Here is a 25,518-nt window from a genome sequence, read left to right on the forward strand (position 1 = left end):
AAGAAAAACGCGGGAGCCTTGGCCCCCGCGTTTTCAATTTCAGTCTTGGGTTTCCGCGTCCGGGTCGGGCTTGCCCACGCCAATGAAAATTGGCTTGAGCGGCACGATCCACAGCACCCCCAGCACCAAATAGGTGAGCACCGAGCCCCACCACGGCAGCATGCCCCAGCGCGCTTCGGCCCATGCCACCGCCGAAACCGCCACCACGATATAGGCGGGCAGCCCCAGAACGAGGACCAAAAGCGACAAACGCCGGCGGGTGCGATACGACAGCGCCATCAGTCTTCGAACGGGTCGGTGACAAGGATGGTGTCGTCGCGCTCCGGCGAGGTCGAGAGCATGGCGACCGGGCAACCGATCAGCTCTTCGATGCGGCGGACATATTTCACCGCCGCGCCCGGCAGGTCATTCCACGACCGCGCGCCTTGGGTGCTTTCCGACCAGCCCTGCATCTCTTCGTAGATCGGCATGGCTTTGGCTTGGAGCGCGGCTTGCGTCGGCAGATAGTCGTAACGCTGGCCATCGACCTCATAGCCGACGCAGATTTTCAACGTCTCGAACCCATCGAGCACGTCAAGCTTGGTCAGTGCGATGCCGTTCATGCCGGAGATGGCACAGGTTTGACGCACCAAAACCGCGTCGAACCAACCGCAGCGGCGCTTGCGCCCGGTCACGGTGCCAAATTCATGACCGCGCGTGCCAAGCCGCTCGCCATCATCGTCTTTCAACTCGGTCGGGAACGGACCTTCGCCCACGCGGGTGGTATAGGCTTTCACGATCCCAAGCGAATATTCGACCGCATTCGGCCCAAGGCCCACACCGGTCGCCGCCTGCCCCGCGGTCACGTTCGACGAGGTGACAAACGGATAGGTGCCAAAGTCGATGTCGAGAAGCGAGCCTTGTGCGCCTTCGAACAAGATTCGTTTGCCCGCCTTGCGCAGTTCATTGAGCACTTTCCAGACCGGTTTGGCGTATTGCAGGATTTCCGGCGCAATCGCACGCAGTTCGGCCAAAAGCGCGTCCCGGTCGATCGGCTCAAGGCCCAGACCTTCGCGCAAAGCGTTGTGGTGGATCAGCGCGCGATCCACGCGGGTTTCGAGCGTCGCATCATCGGAAAGGTCCGCCACGCGGATCACACGACGGCCCACTTTATCTTCATAGGTCGGGCCAATGCCGCGCCCGGTGGTGCCGATTTTCGCGTTCGAGCCGGTCGCCTGCGCCTCGCGCGCACGGTCAAGTTCACCGTGGAAGGGCATGATCATCGGGGTATTTTCCGCGATCATCAGGTTTTCGGGGGTGATTTCCACGCCCTGTTCGCGGATCGTGGCGATCTCTTTGATCAGGTGCCACGGGTCCAGCACAACACCGTTGCCGATCACCGACAGTTTGCCGCCGCGCACCACGCCCGAGGGCAGCGCATTCAGCTTATAGACCTTGCCGCCGATCACCAGCGTATGGCCCGCATTATGGCCGCCCTGGAACCGCGCGATCACGTCGGCGCGCTCAGAAAGCCAGTCGACGATCTTGCCCTTGCCCTCGTCGCCCCATTGGGCGCCGACAACCACCACGTTGGCCATGTATTTCTCTCCGCTGGTGTGAAACCGAGCGACATATAGCTGTCACGCGGCGCGGGGGAAACCGCTTTTTCACCGCCCAACTGCCGCAGTGGCCCCCTGCGGTGGAAAACCGGGTTGCACGAAGGCAGTCATACGCCTAGATAGGCGCGTCGAATGAACAAAGGCGCGGCCACCTCATGGAAAACGTCCAAAACGTCATCCTCGTCATCCACCTCGTGCTGGCGCTTTTGCTGATCGGGGTTGTGCTGCTGCAACGCTCTGAGGGCGGTGGCCTTGGCATGGGCGGCGGTGGTGGCGGCGGTGGCAACGGTGTGATGACCGGTCGCCAAGCGGCCAATGCGCTTTCCAAAGTGACGTGGGTCTTTGCGGCCGCGTTCTTTGCCACCTCGGTCACGCTGACTGTTTTTGCCGCGCGCGCCGCGAAAGAGGGGTCCGTGCTGGACACCGTGACCATCGAAACCCCGGCTGAGGCCGATGCGCCCGCGCTGCCCACCGGCACCGCGCAACCTTTTGCCCCGCCGCCGCCCGCCGCTGATGAACCGGTGCTGCCGCCGGTGCCCGCCGCCGAAACGCCGGTCGTGGAAGAACCTGCGCCCGAAGCGCCTGCTGCCGAAGAAACCCCGGTTGAAGAAGCCCCTGCTGCGGAAGAGCCCGCTGCCGAGGCCCCGGTGGACGATGCTGCCCCTGAAGCGCCCGCCATGCCGGAGCTGCCGCTGGGCGTTTCGCCCTACGCTGACGCGCCTGCCTCGAACTGAGTCGCAAGCGCCCTTACGCATAGCGGTCCCCATCTTTTGGGGCCGCTTTGACAAGTTTCCTCTAGGTCTTGCGGTCCGGTTGCGGGCAGACCGCGAATCGTGTAACACCTAAGTCCCGTGATGCTGGTGGTTCTGCTGCCGGTCCAAGCTTACTTTTGCTGCTCGCGGGGTCTCATGGCACGATATGTCTTCATTACCGGTGGCGTGGTTTCCTCGCTCGGCAAAGGTCTGGCGTCGGCGGCGCTTGGTTCGCTTTTGCAAGCCCGTGGGTTTTCGGTGCGGCTACGCAAGCTTGACCCCTATCTGAACGTCGACCCCGGCACCATGAGCCCGTTTGAGCATGGCGAAGTGTTCGTCACCGATGACGGCGCGGAAACCGACCTCGACCTTGGCCACTATGAACGCTTCACCGGCGTGAGCGCGCGCAAGACCGACTCTGTTTCCTCGGGCCGGATCTATTCCAACGTGCTCGAAAAAGAGCGTCGCGGTGCCTACCTTGGCAAGACAATCCAAGTGATCCCGCATGTGACCAACGAAATCAAAGACTTCATCGGCGTTGGCGATGATGAGGTGGATTTCATGCTGTGCGAGATCGGCGGCACGGTCGGCGATATTGAGGGCCTGCCCTTCTTCGAAGCGATCCGCCAATTTGCGCAAGACAAGCCGCGTGGGCAGTGCATCTTCATGCACCTGACGCTGCTGCCTTACCTTGCCGCGTCGGGCGAACTCAAAACCAAACCGACCCAGCACTCGGTGAAAGAGCTGCGCTCCATTGGCTTGCAGCCGGATGTGCTTGTGTGCCGTTCGGAACATCCGATCCCGGATAAGGAACGCGCCAAGATCGCGCTCTTCTGTAACGTGCGGCCCGAGGCAGTGATCCCGGCCTATGATCTGCGCTCGATCTACGAAGCTCCCTTGGCCTACCACCGTGTGGGCCTTGACCAAGCCGTGCTCGATGCCTTTGGCATTTCTCCCGCGCCGCGCCCGGATATGACGCGTTGGGAAGATGTGATGGACCGCCTGACCCATGCCGAGGGCGAGGTGCGTGTGGCCATCGTGGGCAAATATGTTCAGTTGGAAGACGCCTATAAATCCATTGCCGAGGCGCTGACGCATGGCGGCATGGCGAACCGGGTGAAGGTGAAGGCCGAATGGATCGACGCCGAGATCTTTGAAAACGAAGATCCGGCCCCGCATCTGGAGCGCTTCCACGCGATTTTGGTGCCCGGCGGCTTTGGCGAGCGCGGCACCGAAGGCAAGATCCGCGCCGCGCAATTTGCCCGTGAAAAGGGCGTGCCCTATCTTGGCATCTGCCTTGGTATGCAAATGGCGGTGATTGAAGCCGCGCGCAACCTCGCCGGTGTGAGTGATGCAGGCTCGGAAGAGTTTGACCATGAAGCGGGCGAAAAGCGTTTCACCCCCGTGGTCTATCACCTCAAGGAATGGGTGCAGGGCAACCACCGGGTCGAGCGCAAAGTGACCGATGACAAAGGCGGCACCATGCGCCTTGGCGCCTATTCGGCGGCGCTCAAAGCGGGGTCGCGCGTGGCCGAGGTGTATGGCACCACCGAGATCGAGGAACGCCACCGCCACCGCTATGAGGTGGATGTGAAATATCGCGAGGCGCTGGAAGGCTGCGGGCTGGTGTTTTCGGGTATGAGCCCCGATGGCCGCCTGCCCGAGATCGTTGAGCACAAAGACCATCCGTGGTTCATCGGCGTGCAGTTCCACCCGGAACTGAAATCCAAACCCTTCGCACCGCATCCGCTTTTCGCGGGCTTTGTGAAAGCGGCGCTCGCGCAAAGCCGTTTGGTCTGACCGCGTTGCGCCCGCTTTGGCGGGCGCTCCAATTGGGGCCTTTGGGGCTATGCGGCCCGAATAGGGCCGCGGTCCCCCTTGCCCCTTTGGCCATCCCGCCCCGGATAGCTCTAAAAAGGCTGGGCCCTTAAGGTTTCATTAACCAGACTCAGCCAGCCTTAAGCCACGGTACAGGCGGGGACGCCGATGACCGTCAAAGTCGAAGGCGCTTCGCTTACCCTCCCCTCTGAGGCCCGAGTGAAGCGCCTTTTCTCATTTCTGAGACTCTGCTGCCCCTTCGACTTTGTCCAAATATCCCGGGGGTGAAGGCTCCGGAGGAGCCGAGGGAGCAGCGCCCCCTGCCCAGCCCAATCCCCCTAGCCTTCCACGCGCAGCGCGCCCGCAAGCCAAGGGGCCTCCTCTAGCATCGGCGCAACGATCCGTTCGGCCAAAAGCCCCCGCAAGCGCGCCGCGACCGCGCCGGGCAGCTCGCCCATCACGCCCGCCCGGGCGGTGAGTTGAATGCGGCGCGCCAGCCCATCGCCGGGCAGCGCGGCCAATGTCACCCCCGCGCGTTTGCCGTGGCGCACGCCCGAGGGCGTCAGGATCGACCAGCCCTGCCCCGCAGCCACCAGTGCCAAAATCGCCGGATAGCTATCAATTTCAAAGCGATGCGTGGGTTGCGCCCCGGTCCGCGCCAAATGCGCCGCAATTTGCCGCCCCATCACCGTGCGCGGGCTGTAATGCAACAGCGGCAAATCCGCGCCCACCTGCCCCTCTGGCCAAACCGCAATGAACGGCTCGGTCAAAAGCGCGTGCCGCTCAAGCCCCTCGGTCGGACCATCGCTTTCGGCGGCCACCACCATATCGAGCGCGCGCGCCTCAAGCTGCGCGGCCAAGCGGTGACTGGGGCCGGTTTCGAGCAAGAACCGACAGGCGGTGAGCTCCGCCCCCATCCCGGCGAGCAAAAGCGGCGTCACCTCGGCCTCGAAATCCTCGATCATGCCGAGCCGGAAGCTGCGCAGCCCCGCAGGATCGGCAAGGCCCACCCCGGCGCGGCCCTTAGCCAGTTCATCGAGCATCGCTTCGGCATGGGGCAAAAACGCCTGACCGGCAGCGGTCAGCCCGAAAGGGCGCGCGGTTCGGTCTACCAATTCTGCACCAAGCGCGGCTTCAAGCGCGGCGATCTGCTGGCTGACCGATGAAGGCGAGACCCCAAGCCTGCGCGCGGCGGCGGTGATCGCGCGTTCTTCGGCGGTGGCCACCAGCATCTCTACGGCCCAAAGGCTGATCTTGTCACCGCGTCCGCTCATCTGGTCCCCTGCCCGCCGCTTGTCAGCACAATGCGCGGCCCCTGCCCGTTTTGGCAAGGCCGAAGGCCCCGCGCCTTACCAAAGCACCCAAGCGTGATGCGCGCCCCATTGACGCCGCCGCGCCACCCGTTAGCCTGTCGCCAAACCGCTACAGGAGCCCCCGCCATGACCGACCTTTCCTGGGAACAAAAAGCCGATGATTTCAGCCTTTACGGCTTCACCGATCTGCCCTCGGTCCATGACCGCGGCGCGGTGGTCGTCACGCATGGTGAGGGGCCTTACATTTTTGACACCAAGGGGCGCAAATACCTTGATGCGAACTCGGGCCTTTGGAACATGGTCGCGGGTTTTGATCATAAGGGCCTGATTGAGGCTGCGCAGGCGCAATATGCGCGTTTTCCGGGCTATCACGCCTTCTTTGGCCGGATGTCAGACCAAACCGTTTTGCTCAGCGAAAAGCTGATCGAGGTTTCGCCCTATGACCGGGGCCGGGTGTTTTACACCAACTCCGGCTCCGAGGCGAATGACACGATGGTCAAGACCCTGTGGTTCCTGCACGCCGCCGAAGGCAAACCGCAGCGCCGCAAAATTTTGACCCGCGTGAACGCTTATCATGGCGTGACCGCCGTTTCCGCCTCAATGACCGGGAAGCCTTATAACTCGGTCTTTGGCCTACCGCTGCCGGGCTTCATCCACCTGACCTGCCCGCATTACTGGCGCTTTGGCCAAGACGGCGAAACCGAGGAACAATTCACCGCGCGGCTCGCCGCGGAGCTTGAGGCCACGATCATCAAGGAAGGCCCCGACACGATCGCGGCCTTCTTTGCCGAGCCGGTGATGGGCGCGGGCGGGGTTATTCCGCCGTCAAAAGGCTATTTCCAAGCCATCGCGCCGATTTTGAAGAAATACGACATCCCGCTCATTTCGGATGAGGTGATCTGTGGCTTTGGCCGCACCGGCAACACTTGGGGCTGTGAAACCTATGATTTCATGCCCGATGCGATCATTTCCTCGAAAAACCTGACGGCGGGCTTCTTCCCGATGGGGGCGGTTATCTTGGGGCCGGAACTTGCGGACCGCGTGCAAGCCGCCGCCGAAGCGATTGAAGAATTCCCGCATGGGTTCACCGCCTCGGGCCACCCGGTCGGCTGTGCGATTGCGCTCAAAGCCATTGATGTGGTGATGAACGAGGGGCTGGCTGACAACGTCAACCGGCTCTCGCCGCGGCTGGAGGCGGGCTTGGCGCAGATCGCGCAGAACCCGAACATCGGCGAGTTGCGCGGCGTGGGCTATATGTGGGCGCTTGAAGCGGTGAAAGACCGTGCCACGAAAACGCCCTTTGATGGCAGCCTGAGCGTATCGGAGCGGATCGCCAATACTTGCACCGATATGGGGCTGATCTGCCGTCCGCTGGGGCAATCCATTGTGCTCTGCCCGCCCTTCATCCTGACCGAGCCGCAGATGGATGAGATGTTTGAAAAGCTTGAAAAGGCGCTGAAGAAAGTCTTCGCCGAAGTGGCTTGAGGCGTGGCGCGCAAGCGCCCGCCCCTGCCATGCCCATGAAAAAACGCGCCACCCGAAAGTGGCGCGTTTCTTTATTCTCGCGATGAGGCCAGATCAGCCCGCGATGGACGCGCGGTAGATGCTGTCGATCGCTTCGGCCAGCGCGGCGTCGAATTCGTCATCCGACATTTGCGCGGTCAGCCCTTCGCTCAGCGCGCGGCTGAACGAGGCGATGATGCCTTTGTTGCGAGCAAGGATTTCGTTCGCTTCGGCGCGGACATGGCCGCCCGACAGCGCCACAACCTTGATCACATTCGGATGCTCGACCAGCGGCAGGTAGAAGTTATCGATGGTCGGCAGGCTGAGTTTCAGCATCACCGGGGCCGAGACGGTTTCAAGGCCAGCCAGCAGCGCGTCGCGCAGCATCGCCTCGGCATCGATTTTGTCCGAGATCGAGATCGTCACTTCCGGCTCAAGGATCGGCACCATACCTGCGGCGAGAACCTTTTCGCCGAGTTCGAATTGCTGCGCGACCACAGAGGCAATGCCCATCGGATCCGCTGCCGAAATCACCGAACGCTCTTTGGTGCCGAAAATGCCTTGCTCGGCGGCACGTTCCAACAGCGCTTCAAGACCCGGAATGGGTTTCATCATTTGGCAGCCGTCTTTTTCTTCCTCAAGACCTTTGTCGATTTTGAGGAACGGCACCACGCCGCGTTTTTCCCACAGATAGGTCGCGGTCGGGATCCCCTCGACATCACGGTCCATGGTTTGTTCAAACAAGATCGCGCCGACCACTTTCTCGCCGGTGAAGGCCGAGGAACGGATGATGCGCGCACGCATCTCGTGGATCAGGTCGAACATTTCGGTTTCGTTCGAATAGGCGTCTTCGGTGATGCCATAGAGGCCGAGCGCCTTCGGCGTCGAGCCACCCGATTGGTCGAGCGCGGCAATGAAGCCCTCGCCCTTCATCATGTGTTCCATCATCGTTTTCGCCATCATCGACCCCCGATTTCGGGCCCGGCTTCCCCCGGGCGGCTCTTTGCAGTTGCAGCACCGGGTTAACGGTTCACGGGGCTAAAGGCAATTCTGGTTTCGCTAACGCGCGCGTAAGGGAGCCCTTTTTACGCTGCTTATGCACAGAAAATTATGCTGCGCCGCAGGGCGCGCTTTTGTCGCTGGCACCCGTGCCTATGGTGTCACAAGAAGCGTGGTATCTTTACCCAAGGTCGCCGTTTCTCGTGCAGATGGCGGAGCAGGCAAAAGCGGCGCGGATGACGCGGCTTTGCTACCGGATTCCGCCAGTGCAAATGGAAAGTATCTGCAAATGATCCGTGTCGCGATGATCCTTGCCATGCTCGCCACCCCCGTTTTGGGGGACACGCCGAAGACCGCCTGCGATTGGCTGGCGCGGGCGGAACTTGAGGCAACGTTGGGCGCGCCGGTCACGCTTACCCCCGGATTTTCGCGCACAAATGCGGCGGTCCGCGTGTCTTTGTGCACCGCCACGACAGAGGACGGCGATTCGCTTGCGCTCCTTTACCGCGACACCTCGGACGAGACGCGCAGCCCCGCCGATCTGGTCGCCGCCTATCGTGACGAACTGGCCTCTGTCATGAACCCACCACCCAATTTTGAAGAACTCGATTTGGGCCTTGCCGCGCTTTGGGAAGCGACGATGCACCAGCTTACCGTTTGGAGCCATGAGGGTAAGGTCATGATGGTCTTTACACTTTTTGGCCCACATGCGCGCGAACGCTGCATTGCCGTGGCGCGCAGCATTTTGGAAGCGGGCGGCTGAGCCCCTTTTCACACAACCTCCGAATGTAAAATTTCTGCGACGCAGCAAATTCCTGTTGAAATGCTGCACTGCAGCATGTATAAAATAGGACAAGAAACGGGCCCCGCCGTGAACACCCGGGCCCCTCAAACCGGAGCAAGACCCATGGCGAAGACGCAAGATTTCACGAAAATGATGCAAGACATGATGGCTTCGATGCCGATGGACATGTCGAAAATGCAAGACGCCTTCAAAGCGCAAACCGCGCTTGGCGAGAAAATGGCGAAAGTGGCGCTTGAAGCCGCTGAGAAATCGACCGACATCTCGTCGAAATGGACCAAAGACACGCTGGGCAAATTCGGCGCGCTGACCACCTCGAAAACCGAGCCGGCCGACTATGCCAAAGCGATGAGCGATTTCGCTTCGGCTTCGGCTGAGATGGCGGCTGAGAACCTCGCCGCTTTCGCTGAAGTGGCGAAGAAAGTTCAAATGGAAACGGTCGAACTGATGCTCTCGGCGGGCAAAGAGATGACCGAAGAAACCACTGCGGTGATGAAAAAGGCCACCGAAGAGGTGACCACGGCAGCGAAAAAAGCCACCGCTGCGGCTTCTGCGGCTGCGAAATAATCGTCTCGACGGATCCGGCTTCCTCCTCCCTGCCGGACCGTATTTGAAGGGCGCACTTCGGTGCGCCCTTTTCTTTTGTTGCTTTTGCGGCGCTGCGGCTTAAACATTGCTGCGTCGCCAAAATGCGGGCAGGATTAGTCCGGGGAGGAAAACAACATGGCCGAAGAGACCAAGCCCTTGCTGATCAAGCGTTATGCCAGCCGGCGGCTCTACAACACCGAAACCAGTGACTATGTGACGCTGGAAGACATCGCTTCCTTCATCCGGCAAGGCCGGGAGGTGCAGATTGTCGATCTGAAATCGGGCGATGATCTGACGCGGCAATATCTGCTGCAAATCATCGCCGAACATGAAAGCCGGGGCGAAAATGTTCTGCCCGTGGATGTGCTGACCGATCTGGTGCGCAGCTACACCACGCAGGCGCAATCTGTCGTGCCGCAATTCTTGGCGGCAAGCTTTGAGATGCTGCGCGAAGGCCAGTCGAAAATGATGGAGAATTTCTCCACCATGCCCAACCCGATGGCGACGATGCCGGGGTTTGAAGCGCTGCAACGCCAGCAAGAGGCGTTTTTGAAATCCATGATGGCGGGCTGGGGCGCTGCGGTTGGCGAGGGAGACGCCAGTGCCGACGGCTCCGGTGGGCGCGAGGAATTGGATGCGATAAAGAAGCAATTGGCGGATCTGCAATCCAAGCTCTCGAAGCTCTGACACCACGCTTTGCAAGATCATCTTATGAAGGGGCACCGCGTCAGGTGCCCTTTTTCTTTTGGTGCAGTGCGCCCCCCCCCCTGCTGCAAACCCGCGCCTCAGCTTATCTTCTTATCTTCGCCTCGGTCTTGGCTCTGCCCGCGCTTTGGCTGTCGGGGCAATTTGAGGCTGATGGCGTTTTCGACGCCCCTTGCAGGCGGGCGCCGGATCTTGGCTTATTTTTGAGCGAAACGCCCGCCGAACCCCATCGAAACCCGCGAAAGAAACGCTCTTTTAACCATGCCCGCAAAGATACCTTTGGGCGCGCGGAAACGTCGCAGATAAATAGCATTTAATTAAGAGCCTAAGTGCAAAGCAGGGACGCTTGTCTGGAGTGTCCCCTGATGAAAAACACGATTCTGCTGCGCTGGCTGTCGCAGCTTTGTTTTGCAGCCGCCTTGGTTATCAGTTTTGCAGGATCGGCACGGGCCGCTTCCTTTGATCTGTTGGAGCTATATGCAGCGACCAGCGCGACCGGCAATATCTCAATCAGCCAGCCACTCAGCGTATTTGCACCGGGGCAGAAGGCACGCTTTGTTTCGAACCCTGACAATGACACTTTCCTCAACTCGCTCACCTCAAACGAGTTGTTCGGTGTGATCACCTGCGCCGACACGAACATCTGCGGTGCGGGCGGCAGTTCAGGCTACTTTGCGCGCCGCGCCCCAACAGGCAGCACCACGATCTCGGCGGTGACCTTTGTGCTCGATCCGGGCACCGCCCTTTACGGGCATTACGGTGATTTCGTGCTTGTGGTGATTGGCGACGCAGCAAGCTACACCTCGGGCGGGAGTGTCTCGACCTCGGCGAACGCCGATGGCGCCGCCATTGCGGGCCAGTTGGACAGCTTCTTCGCTTTCGTTGTGTCCGTCTCTGATGCGAGCGCGACAGAAGGCGGCAATATCGTGCATACCGTCACGCTTTCCGGTGCCACGACGGCCGTCGAGCAGATCGTCTTTTCGCGCAGCCACGTCGGCACCTCCGATGCCGATCTCGGCACGCCGACCTTCTCAAACGGTGTGACGCTCTCGAATGGCGTGCTTTCGGTGCCGACGGGAGTGTCGAGCTTCACGATCACCTACCCCACGGTTGATGATGCCGATGATGAAGGCAACGAGACATACACGCTAACGCTGCGCGAAACGCAGGGCACCGGCACGATCGTCGACAATGACGGGGTGCCCAGCATCACCATCGGCTCGGTCGGAAATGCGACCGAAGCTGAGGGCACCGATCTGGCCCATTTGGTGACGCTCTCGGGCACCACCGTTGTGCCGCAAACCTTTACCCTCACGCTGAGCGATGGCACGACCTCTGCCGCCGATTACGGCAGCTTCAGCTTTTCCGATGGGGTGACGCTGTCGGGCTCCACCCTCACCGTTCCGGCGGGCGTTTCGAGCTTCACCATCACCTTGGCCGGGGCCGAAGACGCGCTGATCGAAGGCGATGAGGGCTATACGCTCGACATTGATGGCACGCAGGGCACGGGCACCATCACCGACAATGACACCGCCACGATGAAGGCGGTGAAAACCTCGGTGTTGAATGATCTGGACACGATTACCGGGCCAAGCATCGGTGATACCGTGACATGGACCGTCACCGTCACCAATACCGGCAGCCTGCCGCTGAGCGATGTGACGGTGAGCGCGGATACAATGACCCGCGCCGATAGCACGCCGATTGCGGGCTTTGGGGCGGGCGATTTCAGCCCCGCCAGCGTGGCAAGCCTTGCCGCGGGGGATTCCACAAGCTTCACCGCCACTTACACGCTGACCGCAGGAGATGTGGATGCGGGCGGAATTTCCAACACCGCAACAGCTGCGGCCACCCATTCGGGCGGCACGCCGATCACCGATGTGACCGATGACGGGGATGATGGCGATGGCAACACCGATGATGATGAAAGCGATTACAGCTTCACCGGCGTCGCCAGCATCGCTTTGGAAAAATCCGCGAGCCTGAACGATGATGATGGTACACCGGGCGTGAGCGCGGGCGACACGATCGACTATACGTTCACGGTGACAAACACCGGGGCCGTGACGCTGACGGCGATCACCGTCAGCGACGCCAAAGTGACGGTTTCGGGCGGCCCGCTCGCCACTTTGGCTTCTGGCGCAAGCGATAGCAGCACCTTCACCGCGACCTACACCATCACCCAAGCCGATATCGACGCGGGGAGTGTCTCGAACACGGCGACCGTTTCCGGCTCTCCGCCGAGCGGCGGCCCGGTCGGAGATACCTCGGGCACCGCGCCCGACAATGACGATGACACCATCACGGACCTTGCGGCGAGCCCGGGCATTGCACTGGTGAAATCGGCCACGCTGAACGATGACGATGGCACGCCGGGCGTGAGCGCGGGCGATACCATCGACTATGCGTTCACCGTGACCAACACCGGTAACGTGACGCTGACGGCGATCACCGTCAGCGACGCCAAAGTGACGGTTTCGGGTGGTCCGCTGGCAAGCCTTGCTGTCGGCGCAAGCGATACCAGCACCTTCACCGCAACTTACACCATCACCCAAGCCGATATTGACGCGGGTGGGGTGTCGAACACCGCGACCGTTTCGGGCCAGCCGCCGAGCGGCGGCCCGGTCGGAGACACTTCGGGCACCGCGCCTGACAATGACGATGACACCGTCACGCCGCTGAGCGCGACACCGGGCATTGCGCTGGTGAAATCGGCCACGTTCAACGACAGCGACGGCACGTCGGGCGTGAGCGTGGGCGACACCATCGACTACACGTTCACGGTGATCAACACCGGGGCCACGACGCTGACAAATATCACCATCGTCGACGACAAAGTGACGGTTTCGGGCGGCCCGCTGGCAAGCCTCGCCGTGGGCATAAGCGACACCACGACCTTCACCGCGACCTACACCATCACCCAAGCCGATATCGACGCGGGTGGGGTGACGAACACGGCCACCGTTTCGGGCCAACCGCCGAGTGGCAGCCCTGTCAGTGACCTCTCAGGCACTGCGCCCGAGAATGATGACGCGACGGTCACGCCTTTGGTGGCGCCTGCGGGCGTTGCGCTTGTCAAAGTCGGCACCCTCAACGACGACGATGGCACCAAGGGGGTGAGCGCGGGGGACACGATTGAGTATGTGTTCACCGTCACCAACACCGGCTCTGTCACCCTGCGCGACATCACCGTCACCGATCCGATGCTGGGGGGGGCGGTTGCCACAACGCTGCCCACGCTCGCACCGGGGACCGATAGCGGCACGCATTTCACCGCGCAATACACGGTGACGGCGGCGGATGTGCTGGCAGGCTATGTCACCAACCAAGCTACGGCCACGGCCACGCATGGCACCAGCAGCTCGGTCAGCGACCTCTCGGGCGTGACCCGCGATGACGACACCCAAACCATCACCTTCCTTGGCTCGATTGCGGGCAAGGTGGCCGATGTTTCGGGCGCGCGCAGCGGTGCGCGCGTGCAATTGACCGACCCGATCACGAAAGCTGTCGTGGCCGAGGTGACGACCGACGCGCAGGGCAACTATGCCTTCATCGGACTTGATGCAGGCTCTTTCTGCATCAGCTTCGTGCATGATGAAGAAGAAGCCGTCGTTTCAACCACTGGTTCGGCCGAAAATGGCCGCTCCAATGGCGCCGAAGTCTGCGGGCTCGACATCGTTTTGGGGTCTGGCCGCACGATCACCGGCGTCGATGCCGTCATGGTCGACCCGAGCGGGGTGGTTTATGACGCGGTCACGCGTGCGCCGCTCGCAGGCGCGACGGTCACGCTGCTCCACAATGGCACCCCCGTGCCGAACAGCTGGCTTTCGAACACCGGCGACAGCAACAACAAAGTGACCGGCTCGGATGGGCGCTATTCGTTCTTGCTGCAAGATCCGGCGCAAACCGGCACCTATACGTTGCAGGTCACCGCGCCGGGCTATGATGCCTCGACCCTGATCCCGGCCCAAGCCGGGGCCTTGACCCCGGGCATCGGTCTTGGCGTGGAAGAGGTTGTGACCTCGGCCAATGCGCCTGTCGTGGGCGGGGACACCACCCACTATCTTGCCTTCAACATGAGCTTCCCCGATTGGGGTGATGCAACAACGCTCTCTAAGGGTGTGATCCACAACCACATCCCGATGGACCCGTCAGGCTTGGCCACGCAACTCACGCTGACCAAAGTTGCCGATACCTCGGGGCTGTCTACCCCCCCGCAGGTGGGCGATGTGATCAGCTATACGATCACCGCGCATAATGGTGGCGTGTTGCCGCTGACCGGCGCGAGTTTGGATGACCCGCTCACCACGAATGAAACGCTGGACACGACCAATACCGAAACCGCGAACGGCGACCTTGATCCGGGCGAAACTTGGGTCTGGACCGCGTCGATCACGCTTGACGCAACCAGTGTGAACCTCACCCAGATCGAAAACCTTGCGACGCTGAGCGGCACCGATGCTTGGGGCCAACCGGCGGTGCTGGAAAGCAGCGCCCTTGGCAACGGAACCTTCGGCACCGGCAATGGCACGCCCACCGTGGTTACGCTGCAAGGTCTGATCGACGTGATCCGCCCCGAGTTGGAAGAGATTTTGCGGGATGATCTGTCGCGCACGCTCGATCGGCTTGGCCGCAGCTTCTCGGGTTTTGCCCGCGATGCGGCACGGCGGTTGCGTGCAGGTGCGCCGGAGGGCTGCCTGAACAACGAAACGCCTGACAATGACTTCACGCTGACGCTGAACGACACCGGCCTGCGCGCCGATGGCAGCCTTGGCAAAGAAGTCTATGACTGCGCGAAACGTGAATGGCGGATCGACAGTGTCGAAGTCTCCACCATGCAAGATGACCTCTCGGGCAACCAAACGCTGCTGAGCTACACCCACCGTGTGGAACGGCTCAAAGGCGATGACCGGATTGCCGGGAAGTTCTGGGGCGCCTATGCCAGCCATAGCGATATTTCCACCGGCACCGCCGATGGCAGCATCGACGGGCTGGGGATCTATGGCGGCCTTTACGGCGCGCGCAAGCTCGGTGGCGAGGGGATGCTGGACTACTACCTCGCCGGTGCGATGGGGCGGCACAGCTTCACCTTTGACTTCCCGCATACGGTGACGATCACCGCCGATGGCTCCTACACCTACGCCGCACTTTTGGCAGGAGCGGGGCTTTCGCGCAGCTATGCGTGGCAAGATCTGATCGTCACGCCGCGTGTGGGCTTTGATCTGGCCTACGCCCCCGGCGCGCAGGTTTCGGTGACCGCCACGCAAGGCGCGCTCAGCGAAACCGGCGATTTTGATCTTGGGTCTGTGGGCAGCTGGCGGCTGTTCGTGGAAAGCGAGTTCCGCAACGACTTGTCGCTTGCGGGGGATGGCAAAGGGCTGCTTGATGGGCTGGCCTCGGAAATCACCCTGACGCCCTCGCTTCTGTGCAGCGGCAATTTCGACGGAGACAATGAATGCGGCATCGGGCTTGCCTTCGGGCTTGCGGGCCTAAGTGAGGATGGCATCGAAAGCTGGACCATTGATGTTGATGGCAGCGCCACCCGCCACACCCGCCGTCTTGCCCTGCAGCTTGCCTATACGCGCCGGATCGAGGCTTTGAACGCGACGCTGCGCGCGGGCATAAGCACCGGCACGGAAGACAAAATCGCCGCCTCGGTGACCGTGCAATCGCAGTTCTAAGATCCGCCGATACAAAAGAAAAAAAGCCGGTCGCCCTTGCGCGACCGGCTTTTTCTTAAAAGGGATCAAGAACTTGCGGTGATGGCCCCGGGGCGCCCCTCAGGGTTCGCCCAATGTGTCTACCTCCTCATAAGCCTCCACCAGCACCCTGCCCTGCCAATCGGCCGGATCGCCCAACTCTATGCCCTCGGGCAAAGGCGCGCTGCGCCAATCCATGTCTTCGACGAAATCCGCGGTGCGAATATCCTGCATCCCGGTGGTGCAAAACGCGGTTGGGGGAATACGATCCTCTGCCTTCCATTGCGCCATGACCGTCTCAGCATCCTCAACCGGCAGGTTGGTGACGGAGATGTCATATTTGTCTTCTTCGGTGCGGAAAACCGAAGTGAACTGGGTGTCGGTGATGCTTTCGATCACTTGCTTGGCGCCCTCCAGCGTATGCCGCCAGGCTACCACAACTTCGCAACTGCCCTCCTCGACCAGAATGTCATCGAAATCGAAAGCGATCAGCGGCAAATATACCCAGCCGCTCGCACCGGCACTGCTTTGCACCCAAGCCCAATCTTTGCGAAGCTCCAACAGCTGAACGACATCGCCGCGCGCAATAGCGCCGACGACCGTTGCCTCACGCCCCGGACCGGAACGAATGTCGAGCACATCTTTCTCGGGAATGGCAAAGCCATAATCACCAACCGCTTGCGAAAAGGCAGGCGTGGAAAGTGTGACAGCCAAACAAGCGGCCAGCGCAAAGCCAAGCGGTTTGGGGACAGCAAGCATGGGGTCTCTTTCAATCGGGCGCCACGGCCGTAAGACGGACCGCCGTCGCCAAGGAGAAGAACAAGGGAACCGGACGAAGGACAAAAACACCAATATTTCAGCGCGATAAGACGCCTGAAAGGAAAGCAACGCAAGGGCAGCATGACAAGAAGACTAGTGCTCTGCCTGCACTATTTACAAAGTAAGACGCGCCCCCAAAGCTGGCGGCGCGTTCTGATAGTCTCTCGAGCCTCGCGCAGATTGGGCAGCGGCAGAGGAAAACTGATGAGCCCTCCCGTCAGCCCTTCCGCCGTTCATCTCCCCGTCCCGAAAGGCCTTAACTGCATTCAGGCACGCCCAAACGGATAAGCTGCGCCCCGGAGATCATCTTCAAGTTGACGCTGTAACGCCCCTCGCGCAAATACCAGCTTTTCAGCGCTGGCGGGTAATGTGCCGCGATCAGCTGCGACCAGAACTCAAATTTCTTCGGCGGCAGCGCGGCTCCATAAAAGCTCGGCCGATGAAAGCCGAAGCTGCTGTTACGGGTCACACAACTGCCCGGCAGCCCCAGATACATGGTGCAAGAAGAGTAGCAGGCCCCTTTGATTGCAACGGTCTGCCCGGCCGCCGCCATCGCTTGGATCTTATTGGCACGCGCCCCGACATCCCCGCCCAAATCGCCGCGAACAACGATGGCTTGTCGACCATAGGCCGCCGGAATAGCCTGTGCAGCCGCTTCAGACACCGTCAAAACGGGCGCACCCACAAGCCCCGTGATCACGGCAGACGCAAAGACAAGCGGCCTCAGCCGCCGCGCCCGAAGGCGTGCGAAGAAGATTTTCATATGTTTTCACCCCATAGTCGGTCACGCATCCGCGCGACGCGACGGCGCTCCACCAGCACCATCGGGATCAGTAGATCAGCCGGGACTTAAGAAAGGTTTACGTCTGCCCCTGCGCCTTTGCGGGACATAGCGACAGTTTTTCAAGACTTTGCTCAGTCATGCATCACTCAGAACTTTCTTGCCGCAGAACATCACGCTGCCCCGCAGAAAGCGCTGTGCAGGGCGCGGCAGGCATGGTAGTTTTAGCCATCGTTTTCCTGACTAAGTGCGAGGCGGTCATAATGCGTTCTCTTTTCCTTCTTTCGCTTGCCTTCACCTTGGCCAGCGCATCGGCTTATGCTGAGATTCCCCAATGCCCTAAGGGCCAGTCGCTAAAAGACAACCAATGCGAGTGCGACGACCCCAACACCGAGAAAAAAGATGATGGCACCTGCGGTGTCATGCTTCTACCGAATGGCAAAGTGGCGGTGGGCGAGGCAACCAACGTGGTGGGCCTCGTACCGCTCATTGCTGGTGCTGGCGTAAGCGCGGCAGCGGCGCTTGCAGGCGGTGGCGGCGGTGGCGGCGGGGCAAACGCCACCGGTGCGACGGGTGCGACCTCGGGCACCGGAAACTAAGATCACCGTTGCGGGAGAAATTTCCTGCGAAAACCGAAGCAGATTTGAAGGCGGTGGCACATATGCCCATCGCCTTTTTCTTTAGCATCTGACACGGGCCATATATTTAAAGCCGGCCTCTCGAAGAGACCGGCTTTAAAGCGACGTTACGATGCGTTGATGGCGCGCCAAGTCACCTTATTCGGTGTAATATTTCGCGCCGTAAACACCATAACTGCCGTGTTTTCCAGCGTATCCATAGCGCTTCATTTCTTCATTATCGATCTGGCTCAGAACGAGCCCGCTAATCCGCCGGTTCACCGTTTCAAACATTTGAACGGCTTCTTGCACCTGCCCCCGGCTCGTTTGGTTCCAACGGACCGTGAAGAGCACCGCATCGGTAGATTGCGCAATGATCCGGGCGTCGGGAACCACCAGAACCGGCGGCGCGTCGATGATGACGTAGTCAAAAAGCTCCCGCATCTGCGCGACGAAGTTTTGGAAAGCCTCCGACATAAACAAGTCCGCCGCGTTGATGTTTGAGCTTTCCCCCATGATACGAGAGAAGCCCAGTTCTTCGTCGCGCGTAATCACATCCTCAAGCGAGGCCTGACCGGAGAGAAGCGATACCAGCCCTTTGGGCTTACTTTTGCCCGGGAAGTACTCGGCAAGAACATTGCGCCGGATATCCCCCTCGACCAAAAGCACCGATTTCCCAACACCCACGAAATTGAGCGCGAGCGCCAGCGCGTTGGTGGTTTTACCCTCTTCAGGAATAGAAGATGTCATCAAAATCACTTGCGGCGGCTTGTCGACATTCGACAGCAGCACCGAAGTCCGCAGGTTCCGGATCGACTCCATCACCGCTGAGGTGGGCTTATCGAGCAAGTACCGCAGGATATCCGGACGGTTTTTCGCCGGGATCAAGGGGATTTGCCCCATCACGACAACGCCCGCTTCTTCTTCCAGCTGGCGTGCCGTGCGGTAGCCATTGTGCATCGCTTCACGCAGCAACACGATCCCGACACCCGCCATCAAACCAAGAATACCACACATCGCCAAGACGAGGCTCTTGCGTGGCGCGGTCGGCGAAGTTGGGACAACGGCCGCAGACAGCAACCGACTGTCCGCTTGCTGAATGCCCTGCTGCGCGGAGGTCTCTTTCAGGCGGGACAGAAAATACTCATAGAGCGTCCGGCTTGCTTCGGCTTCGCGGGTCAATTGCTGCAAGGTGATCATATCATCGCCCTGCCGCGCGATCTGCGCCGTCATATTTTCAAGAGACCGTTCGAGCGCCGTCTTTTGATCGGAGGCGCGCGCCAAGTCCAATTCGGCACGGGCCAGAACTTGACTATAACGGCTGTCAAACGCGGCGGAATCCTCTTCCGCAATCTGATCGAGTAACGTGTCACGCGCGGCAAGCCGCTTTTCTTGCGGCGACTGTGCGGCTTTCAGCGCGTCAACCCGCGCCTGTGCAGATGTGACCTGCGCCCCCGATTGCTCCACACGCTCGCGCAAATCTTTGAGCTGAATTTCCATCGCCGCGAGAGCCTCGGAAGAAATCAGCGTCGTTTGCGCATTGAAGGTTTTGACCTTCTCTTCGGCGACTTCCAACTCGGTCTTCAGTTCTCCGACGCGGTTCGCGAGCCAAGCCGTTGCCTGCTCCATCGAGGCGAACTTCGTCTCGATCTGGCTGAGGGTGTAGAGTTCGGCAATTTTGTCCGCGATGCGCGCCGCCTTCTCAGCACTTTCGGACTGCACTGAGATTTCAAAGACATAGCTAGACGGAACGTTTCGCACAGAAACATGCTCAAGGAGCGCGCTGACCACATTTGCTTCGATTTCGTCGGCGCTCGGTTCCGTCTGCTCCCCTGCGGATAGAACACCGCGGATGCGGCCAATGATGGAAGGCGGCACCAAAGCGCCATTGAATTCGGGATCGTTGATCAACTCCAGCTCAGCGACCGCTTTTTTCGCAAGACCACGCGAGCGCAGAACCTCAACCTCGGTATTCAATTCACTTGAATCGCCGGTGAGCCCGCCGATCATCCCTTCGAGGTCGATCACCTGCGGCTTACGCGTATCAAGCACCACCACAGACTTCGCCGTATAGATCGGCGTTGCAACAAAAAGAACGTAGATGAACCCGAGGCTTACAGCGACGAGGAAAGAAATGGCGATACTCTTCCAACCCGCCCGTAGCGACATCAGAATCTGCCCGAGGTCGATGACATCATCTTGTTCGTTCAGATTACTTTTTTGCACCGGAGTACTCATCTGCATCCGCATTCCATCCATTCATTCCAATACACGAAACCAATCCGGTTATTCGATCCGAAACGGCCCGAAGACGTCATCGCATCAAAACATGAAACTACGATGCCACTCTTCAACCAATCCCGCACCACACTCACACCCTTAAAAACCGCACCCCCTCGACCGAGATCAGCGCAGCCGTAAGCCCATTCCCCGCATAGGCTCCAGTATCTACCGAAATTTGCCCTCGGTCACAAACGGGTTCTGGAACAATCGTGTGACCGTGTACAATCCAAAGACCATCTGTCCGGGGCCTTTGGCCGAAATCTCGATGCCCCCATGTCAAAACATGATCGCTTTGCTGCGAAATCGGACGCCATGGGTCTGCGCCTGCATGTGTAACGACGATGTTCCCGCTTTGAACCATCCGGGGCAAACCTCGCAACCAGCGCTCAAGCTCATCGCCCATCTTTTCACGCAGTTCATCTGCCGCCGCTACGAGACGCGCAGCCGATGACGATTCGCTCACGCCCCCAACCCCGAAGCTCGCAAGGGTTTGTAAGCCGCCATTGCGCAGCCATCGCGGCCCTTCACGCGTCGGCGCATCGAGAAAACTGAGAAGCATCTCCTCGTGATTGCCCAATAATACGGTCAGCATCTCACTGCAGGCCCAAGCGCGCCTCAAGACGTCGGCGCTGTTCTCGCCCCGATCCACCAAATCGCCGACACAAAGAACCGAAGCCTCAGGCGCTTCACACGCCAATTTTTCAAGCATGCGCTCAAAAAGAGTGCTCACGCCATGCACGTCGCCAATCACTGCAAGGGGGCGCTCCGGCGCCGGTGGGCAGAACGAAATCACCTCCGGAGAACGCGACTTGACCGTCGTCACCTGACGACGCCTCGACCGGGACAGCACCTGCGCCAATAAACTCTTCATTCTCAACCGCCTCACACGATGCTCTCCAAGCATACTCTGCATAGCGGACGCAAGACCGATTCGGCTGCGGCAGATCCCGGTTCATCACCGTCTCATCTCGAAACGGCACCGAAGACTTCGGTGCACTGACGCGAAGAACGCGCAAACCGTGTCCATTAACGATAATATCTGCCGACAAATTACGCATACGCACATTCAGGTGGCTATCTTAAGCTTGCGAGTCTCACGCATTGGGTGATAGGCGTTACCAAGTTGTTAACGGCAGTCGATACACTGTCTCTGATCGCACCCATTGTAGGGCGCGTTTAGGCAGTCTGGCCGTTAAGGCAGAATGCCTTTCATTTACTTGTTTGCCGGAAGCTGGGGGCTGAGATGGCGTTTAATGAAGTAGACTTTGTGGGGCAACCTGTCTCAACCAATTGGAATTTGCGCGAAAAAGCGCCGCGACTTGGATCTTTGATCTATCGTCGCGTTGGCAAGCGCATTTTTGACATTGTCTTCTCGGCCACCGCGCTGATTTTGCTCATGCCGGCGCTTTTGATCCTAGCGTTCATTGTCAAACGCGATGGCGGGCCAGCGTTCTTTGGGCACAAACGGATCGGTCGCGACGGCAAGCCGTTCACCTGCTGGAAAATCCGGACCATGGTGGTCGATGCCGAGAAGCGCTTGAACGATCTTCTCGAACGTGATCCCGTGGCGCGCGAGCAATGGCAGCGTGAGTTCAAACTCGACAATGATCCGCGTATTACAGCGCTTGGCCAATTTCTGCGCCGCTCAAGCCTGGACGAACTTCCGCAGTTCTGGAACGTGCTCTTGGGCGACATGTCCGTCGTTGGTCCGCGCCCCGTCACCAAAAAAGAAGTCGAACTTTACGGAAAGCATGCCCGCACGGTGCAGTCTGTGCGCCCTGGGGTGACCGGCCTTTGGCAGGTATCCGGTCGCAACGCGATCAGCTACTCGAGCCGTGTGCGTCTGGACGTTCACTATGCGAGAAACGCAAGCTTCGTTGGGGACCTCGCCATCGTCTTGTGGACGGTGACAACGATGCTGAAACGCACCGGAAAATAGGTTACCGGATACCCCCAGCATATCCACTAAATTACAACGAGGCGCCGGTGCCGAACACCGACGCCTCTACATTTTTCCGGGAGTCGGGGCCCTCTCGAAAAAACGTATGCTCAGCGGAAATGCACCGCGAATTCTGCGGCTGTCAGGCTACCTGAGTGATCCGTATCGAGCGCCTCAAACCGCGCTTCTTTGGCCTCTTGCATCGTGGCCACACGCGCGGCGTTCCAGCCCGCACCCGCTCCATTGCGCACAGCCATATATTCTTGGGCCGTGACGAGCCCGTCGCTATTGGCATCCATCGCGGCAAAAACGGCTGAAATGTCGGCCTGCGTGCGGGTGAGCCGTTGTGCCTTGAGCCCGGAGCCTGCGCCCATACCAGCCCCAGCGCCAGCGCGATTGCCCTGGCCGTTCCCTTGCCCATTGCCGGGACCATTTCCATTTCCCGCCAAGGCCATACCGGATGCCGCCACACAAACGATGGCCGCCAAGATCAGCTTACGCATCTTCAGGAACTCCTTTGCTCTTGATGGTCCGGGCACCCATTTGTGCCCGGACCCTTCGCGCCGACCCTTTGCTTACCCGCTGATGCAATCGCCGGTTTTATCGCGCTTTTGATCTTTGGTCGGGCTGTCGATTTGGCTTTTGTCACGGGCCCGGGTTTGATCCCCTGCGCTCACTGGCCCCGCAACAAAGGCAAGGGCAGCAAGGGCGGCCAAAGCCATAGCAAAATGTTTCATGGTCGTTTCCTTTCCTGTTCACCAATGGCCGATCGGAGGGCCGGGGTTAGTTGCCCCGGCCACTCCCATTGCCATGTCCGCCCTCACCGCCCCCCCCGGTGCCGGAACCGACTCCTCCCGACTGTGCCCCCTTGCCCGCGCCATAGCGTGACCCGTATCCGGTCCCGTAAGGAACGGATGGGTCGGCTGGCGGCGCCGTGAGTAGTAGCCACAGCCAATGTGGCCGTGGTTTCGGCTCGGTTGCAGGCACCTGTCCCGGTCCGGCTTGCGCTTCCCCCGCCCCGAGACACAGCGCGAGGAAAAGGGCGCCAAGGCGGCATGCGGCATTCATAGCGATGGTCCTTTCGACGTGTTCAGGTTAGATTATATGTGTAACCGCCTGATCCCAGCTGTGTCGCAGTTTGTCGCAAAAGGGTGTGTGAGGCGGGTCGGAGATGCGCATGAGCATGACCCGAAAACCCGCCGTGTTGGTGGTGGATGACGACCCAGAACTGCGCGCGCTTTTGTGCGACTATCTGCATGAAAACGGGCTGGCGCCCACCCCTGCCGCCGATGGCGCAGCGCTTTGGCGCGCGCTTGGGGCATTGCCAGAACCGCCCGCGGCTTTGGTGTTAGACCTGATGCTGCCGGGCGAAGACGGGTTGAGCCTCTTGCGGCGGTTGCGGGTGCAAACGGACCTTCCGGTGCTGATGCTCTCTGCGCGCGGCGATGAGATGGACCGGATCATTGGCCTTGAAGTCGGGGCGGATGACTATATGGCCAAGCCCTTCAATCCGCGTGAGTTGTTGGCGCGGTTGCGGGCCTTGATGCGTAGACGCGCCCCAGCCGCGCCCGAAAGTGCCGTGCAATTTACTTTTGGCCCGTTTCGGCTTGATTGCGGCGCACGGGTTTTGTGGCGCGACGGCGAAGAAATCACGCTGACCACCGCCGAATATGATCTGCTGGAAGCCTTCTTGGCACATCCCCGTCGGGGGCTAAGCCGGGATCAGTTGATCGAATTGATCCGCGGCGGCGCGCGCGATCCGTTTGATCGCAGCATCGACAATCGGGTGACGCGGTTGCGGCGTAAGATCGAGGAAGATCCGACCCATCCGCGCTTCATCCGCACCCTGCGTGGCGCGGGGTATCTTTTTGATCCAGAACCGGGCTCTGGCGGGTCAAGCGCACCATGAGCGACGCCCCAAGCCTCATCCGCTGGCATATGGCGCGTTTGGCGAGCGTTTTTGTGGCCTATGCATTTGTTCTGGCAATCCTCTTCACGCTGTTTATGGCGCTGCCGATGTCGCGCCGTTCGGCCGATGATTTGGCCGGATTGATGGTGCTATCGGCGCAAACATGGGCCGAACTGCCGCCCGAAACGCGCCCCGCGTTGATCAAGGAATTGCGCACCGGGCACGGGCTGATTTTGGCGCCGCGCGTCGATTACACGCCGGTGGATGAATTGCATCGGCCTTTCGCCTATCTGTTGGAAGCTGCGTTGACACGACGCCTTGGGCATACGGTTCATCTCCATGCCGAAACCGTCGAGGGGGAGGCATGGTTTTGGGTCAACCTGCCTGCCGGGGCCGAAGAGGTGGCCATTGGCTTGCCGCATCGCCGGTATAACGGGCAACCGCTCGTAGCGATTGGTGGAGGCTTGACGATTGGTCTGGTGCTGGCTTTGGTGCTTTCTGCTTGGCTCGCTGGGCGGCTTTCGCGCCCGATCCGGCATATTGAAGCGGCCATGGATGCCTTTGGGCGCGATGCAACCGCGCCCCCCGTGCCCGAAACGGGCCCGCGCGAGATCGCCTCTTTGGGGCGCCATTTCAATGCGATGACACGGCAGGTCCGTGATTTGGTGGCGGCGCGAACCCTCCTTTTGGCGGGCATTTCGCACGATCTGCGCACCCCTTTGGCGCGGATGCGGCTTGGGCTTGAACTTGCGCGTTCAAAGGAGAATGCGGGCCGCATTGATGGGTTAGAGCGGGATATCGCGCGCATGGATGCACTCATCGGGCAAAGCCTTGATCTGGCGCGCGGTTTAGATCCGGCGCCAACAGAACAGGTCAAGATCGCGTCATTTCTTGCAAGCTTCGTGGCGGAGGCACCCGAGTTAAAGGTAGAAATTGGAGCCCCCACGCAGGGTCTCTTTGCCCCGCAAGCGCTGCGGCGTGCTTTGACGAACCTTATTGAAAACGCGCAGCGACATGCCACGGGCGGTGAAATTGTGCTCAGGGCTGAACAGGCCGGCGAAAGGCTAAGATTTGGCGTGCTGGACCAAGGCCCCGGGATCCCAGAAGATCGCATTTCCCTGATGTGCGAACCGTTTGAGCGGCTTGAACCATCGCGCAGCCCGAAAACGGGCGGCTCTGGGTTAGGGCTGGCAATCGTGCGGGAACTTGCGCGCGCCAATGGCTGGGCGCTCAAGATCGCCAATCGTACCGAAGGTGGGCTGGCGGTTTGGATCACGTTGCCATCAGGTCACGAAAGCTGAACCGTCGCCCAAGCGAGCACGAGATAGCGCCCGCCTTTTGCCAAAGTCACCACGGCCAAAAAACGCCACAGCGGCTCGCGCGCGCCATGGCC

21 protein-coding genes are annotated in these 25,518 nt (G+C 60.4%); 11 read left to right on the forward strand and 10 right to left on the reverse strand.

Annotated elements, in window-relative coordinates:
- Nucleotides 1–39: 39 nt before the first annotated feature.
- Together BW967_RS13660 and BW967_RS13665 are read right to left on the reverse strand one after the other, a co-directional pair.
- Nucleotides 40–279, reverse strand: a complete 240-nt coding sequence (locus tag BW967_RS13660; RefSeq protein WP_076485647.1) for a DUF2842 domain-containing protein — start codon at nt 277–279, stop codon at nt 40–42.
- Nucleotides 279–1,577: an adenylosuccinate synthase gene (locus BW967_RS13665; protein ID WP_076485648.1), complete on the reverse strand. Its 1,299-nt coding sequence runs from the start codon at nt 1,575–1,577 to the stop codon at nt 279–281. Before BW967_RS13665 ends, BW967_RS13660 begins: the two co-directional genes overlap by 1 nt.
- Nucleotides 1,578–1,753: 176 nt before the next feature.
- Here BW967_RS13665 and secG point away from each other — a divergent pair, with 176 nt between their 5' ends.
- Entirely contained in the window at nt 1,754–2,332 is a 579-nt protein-coding gene (secG, locus tag BW967_RS13670; protein WP_076485649.1) for a preprotein translocase subunit SecG, read from the forward strand.
- Nucleotides 2,333–2,506: 174 nt separating this feature from the next.
- A complete protein-coding gene (locus tag BW967_RS13675; RefSeq protein ID WP_076485743.1) occupies nt 2,507–4,150 on the forward strand; it encodes a CTP synthase in 1,644 nt (547 codons plus the stop codon).
- A 356-nt stretch (nt 4,151–4,506) separates the two neighbouring features.
- Here BW967_RS13675 and BW967_RS13680 read toward each other — a convergent pair whose 3' ends face one another.
- Entirely contained in the window at nt 4,507–5,442 is a 936-nt protein-coding gene (locus tag BW967_RS13680) for a LysR family transcriptional regulator (protein WP_076485650.1), read from the reverse strand.
- A gap of 165 nt (nt 5,443–5,607) precedes the next feature.
- Between BW967_RS13680 and BW967_RS13685 the strand changes: the two genes are divergently transcribed.
- On the forward strand, nt 5,608–6,966 hold the full coding sequence (locus tag BW967_RS13685) for an aminotransferase (protein ID WP_076485651.1): 1,359 nt from the start codon (nt 5,608–5,610) through the stop codon (nt 6,964–6,966).
- Between the two features lie 93 nt (nt 6,967–7,059).
- On the opposite strand, the gene BW967_RS13690 is transcribed toward BW967_RS13685, so the two are convergent.
- Nucleotides 7,060–7,944: a fructose bisphosphate aldolase gene (locus BW967_RS13690; protein WP_097081916.1), complete on the reverse strand. Its 885-nt coding sequence runs from the start codon at nt 7,942–7,944 to the stop codon at nt 7,060–7,062.
- A gap of 328 nt (nt 7,945–8,272) precedes the next feature.
- Here BW967_RS13690 and BW967_RS13695 point away from each other — a divergent pair, with 328 nt between their 5' ends.
- The 4 genes from BW967_RS13695 to BW967_RS13715 all read left to right on the forward strand — a co-directional run bounded on the left by BW967_RS13695 (nt 8,273) and on the right by BW967_RS13715 (nt 15,759).
- On the forward strand, nt 8,273–8,746 hold the full coding sequence (locus BW967_RS13695; RefSeq protein WP_076485653.1) for a hypothetical protein: 474 nt from the start codon (nt 8,273–8,275) through the stop codon (nt 8,744–8,746).
- A 144-nt stretch (nt 8,747–8,890) separates the two neighbouring features.
- Complete coding sequence (locus tag BW967_RS13700) at nt 8,891–9,352, forward strand: phasin family protein (RefSeq protein WP_076485654.1); 462 nt, start codon at nt 8,891–8,893, stop codon at nt 9,350–9,352.
- 156 nt (nt 9,353–9,508) lie between these two features.
- Entirely contained in the window at nt 9,509–10,060 is a 552-nt protein-coding gene (phaR, locus tag BW967_RS13705) for a polyhydroxyalkanoate synthesis repressor PhaR (RefSeq protein WP_076485655.1), read from the forward strand.
- Between the two features lie 383 nt (nt 10,061–10,443).
- Nucleotides 10,444–15,759: a beta strand repeat-containing protein gene (locus BW967_RS13715; protein ID WP_076485657.1), complete on the forward strand. Its 5,316-nt coding sequence runs from the start codon at nt 10,444–10,446 to the stop codon at nt 15,757–15,759.
- A gap of 99 nt (nt 15,760–15,858) precedes the next feature.
- Here BW967_RS13715 and BW967_RS13720 read toward each other — a convergent pair whose 3' ends face one another.
- Nucleotides 15,859–16,536, reverse strand: coding sequence for an SH3 domain-containing protein (locus BW967_RS13720; RefSeq protein WP_076485658.1), 678 nt, complete (start codon nt 16,534–16,536; stop codon nt 15,859–15,861).
- A 316-nt stretch (nt 16,537–16,852) separates the two neighbouring features.
- Complete coding sequence (locus tag BW967_RS13725) at nt 16,853–17,359, reverse strand: hypothetical protein (RefSeq protein WP_083952251.1); 507 nt, start codon at nt 17,357–17,359, stop codon at nt 16,853–16,855.
- Between the two features lie 281 nt (nt 17,360–17,640).
- Here BW967_RS13725 and BW967_RS13730 point away from each other — a divergent pair, with 281 nt between their 5' ends.
- Complete coding sequence (locus tag BW967_RS13730) at nt 17,641–17,976, forward strand: hypothetical protein (protein WP_076485659.1); 336 nt, start codon at nt 17,641–17,643, stop codon at nt 17,974–17,976.
- A 177-nt stretch (nt 17,977–18,153) separates the two neighbouring features.
- Here the strand turns inward: BW967_RS13730 and BW967_RS13735 are convergent, their stop codons facing one another.
- Together BW967_RS13735 and BW967_RS13740 are read right to left on the reverse strand one after the other, a co-directional pair.
- Nucleotides 18,154–20,244, reverse strand: a complete 2,091-nt coding sequence (locus BW967_RS13735; protein WP_083952253.1) for a GumC family protein — start codon at nt 20,242–20,244, stop codon at nt 18,154–18,156.
- Between the two features lie 121 nt (nt 20,245–20,365).
- Nucleotides 20,366–21,148, reverse strand: coding sequence for a metallophosphoesterase (locus BW967_RS13740; RefSeq protein ID WP_108188574.1), 783 nt, complete (start codon nt 21,146–21,148; stop codon nt 20,366–20,368).
- A 426-nt stretch (nt 21,149–21,574) separates the two neighbouring features.
- Between BW967_RS13740 and BW967_RS13745 the strand changes: the two genes are divergently transcribed.
- Complete coding sequence (locus BW967_RS13745; protein WP_175610459.1) at nt 21,575–22,216, forward strand: sugar transferase; 642 nt, start codon at nt 21,575–21,577, stop codon at nt 22,214–22,216.
- 110 nt (nt 22,217–22,326) lie between these two features.
- Here the strand turns inward: BW967_RS13745 and BW967_RS13750 are convergent, their stop codons facing one another.
- Together BW967_RS13750 and BW967_RS18745 are read right to left on the reverse strand one after the other, a co-directional pair.
- A complete protein-coding gene (locus BW967_RS13750; RefSeq protein WP_076485662.1) occupies nt 22,327–22,719 on the reverse strand; it encodes an EF-hand domain-containing protein in 393 nt (130 codons plus the stop codon).
- 72 nt (nt 22,720–22,791) lie between these two features.
- A complete protein-coding gene (locus tag BW967_RS18745; RefSeq protein ID WP_170952604.1) occupies nt 22,792–22,953 on the reverse strand; it encodes a hypothetical protein in 162 nt (53 codons plus the stop codon).
- A 440-nt stretch (nt 22,954–23,393) separates the two neighbouring features.
- On the opposite strand from BW967_RS18745, the gene BW967_RS13755 reads away from it, so the two are divergent.
- Both BW967_RS13755 and BW967_RS13760 read left to right on the forward strand, forming a co-directional pair.
- Nucleotides 23,394–24,125 carry a response regulator gene (locus BW967_RS13755; protein ID WP_308811417.1) on the forward strand — a complete coding sequence of 244 codons (732 nt, stop codon included), beginning with the start codon at nt 23,394–23,396 and terminating at the stop codon, nt 24,123–24,125.
- The gene (locus BW967_RS13760; protein WP_083952255.1) at nt 24,122–25,426 is read left to right on the forward strand and encodes an ATP-binding protein; all 1,305 of its coding nucleotides are present in this window, start codon (nt 24,122–24,124) and stop codon (nt 25,424–25,426) included. The genes BW967_RS13755 and BW967_RS13760 overlap by 4 nt, the downstream gene beginning before the upstream one ends.
- Nucleotides 25,427–25,518 lie beyond the last annotated feature (92 nt).

Source organism: Rhodobacter aestuarii, from assembly GCF_900156655.1.
GTDB classification, from domain to species: Bacteria; Pseudomonadota; Alphaproteobacteria; order Rhodobacterales; family Rhodobacteraceae; genus Rhodobacter; species Rhodobacter aestuarii.

Coding starts and splice junctions, on each gene's coding strand:
- BW967_RS13675 (WP_076485743.1), top strand. CDS start 2,507: ATGGCACGATATGTCTTCATTACCGGTGGCGTGGTTTCCTCGCTCGGC.
- phaR (WP_076485655.1), top strand. CDS start 9,509: ATGGCCGAAGAGACCAAGCCCTTGCTGATCAAGCGTTATGCCAGCCGG.
- BW967_RS18745 (WP_170952604.1), bottom strand. CDS start 22,953: ATGAAACATTTTGCTATGGCTTTGGCCGCCCTTGCTGCCCTTGCCTTT.
- BW967_RS13690 (WP_097081916.1), bottom strand. CDS start 7,944: ATGGCGAAAACGATGATGGAACACATGATGAAGGGCGAGGGCTTCATT.
- BW967_RS13695 (WP_076485653.1), top strand. CDS start 8,273: ATGATCCGTGTCGCGATGATCCTTGCCATGCTCGCCACCCCCGTTTTG.
- BW967_RS13725 (WP_083952251.1), bottom strand. CDS start 17,359: ATGAAAATCTTCTTCGCACGCCTTCGGGCGCGGCGGCTGAGGCCGCTT.
- BW967_RS13680 (WP_076485650.1), bottom strand. CDS start 5,442: ATGAGCGGACGCGGTGACAAGATCAGCCTTTGGGCCGTAGAGATGCTG.
- secG (WP_076485649.1), top strand. CDS start 1,754: ATGGAAAACGTCCAAAACGTCATCCTCGTCATCCACCTCGTGCTGGCG.
- BW967_RS13720 (WP_076485658.1), bottom strand. CDS start 16,536: ATGCTTGCTGTCCCCAAACCGCTTGGCTTTGCGCTGGCCGCTTGTTTG.
- BW967_RS13760 (WP_083952255.1), top strand. CDS start 24,122: ATGAGCGACGCCCCAAGCCTCATCCGCTGGCATATGGCGCGTTTGGCG.
- BW967_RS13730 (WP_076485659.1), top strand. CDS start 17,641: ATGCGTTCTCTTTTCCTTCTTTCGCTTGCCTTCACCTTGGCCAGCGCA.
- BW967_RS13735 (WP_083952253.1), bottom strand. CDS start 20,244: ATGCGGATGCAGATGAGTACTCCGGTGCAAAAAAGTAATCTGAACGAA.
- BW967_RS13685 (WP_076485651.1), top strand. CDS start 5,608: ATGACCGACCTTTCCTGGGAACAAAAAGCCGATGATTTCAGCCTTTAC.
- BW967_RS13740 (WP_108188574.1), bottom strand. CDS start 21,148: ATGAAGAGTTTATTGGCGCAGGTGCTGTCCCGGTCGAGGCGTCGTCAG.
- BW967_RS13660 (WP_076485647.1), bottom strand. CDS start 279: ATGGCGCTGTCGTATCGCACCCGCCGGCGTTTGTCGCTTTTGGTCCTC.
- BW967_RS13715 (WP_076485657.1), top strand. CDS start 10,444: ATGAAAAACACGATTCTGCTGCGCTGGCTGTCGCAGCTTTGTTTTGCA.
- BW967_RS13755 (WP_308811417.1), top strand. CDS start 23,394: ATGAGCATGACCCGAAAACCCGCCGTGTTGGTGGTGGATGACGACCCA.
- BW967_RS13700 (WP_076485654.1), top strand. CDS start 8,891: ATGGCGAAGACGCAAGATTTCACGAAAATGATGCAAGACATGATGGCT.
- BW967_RS13665 (WP_076485648.1), bottom strand. CDS start 1,577: ATGGCCAACGTGGTGGTTGTCGGCGCCCAATGGGGCGACGAGGGCAAG.
- BW967_RS13750 (WP_076485662.1), bottom strand. CDS start 22,719: ATGCGTAAGCTGATCTTGGCGGCCATCGTTTGTGTGGCGGCATCCGGT.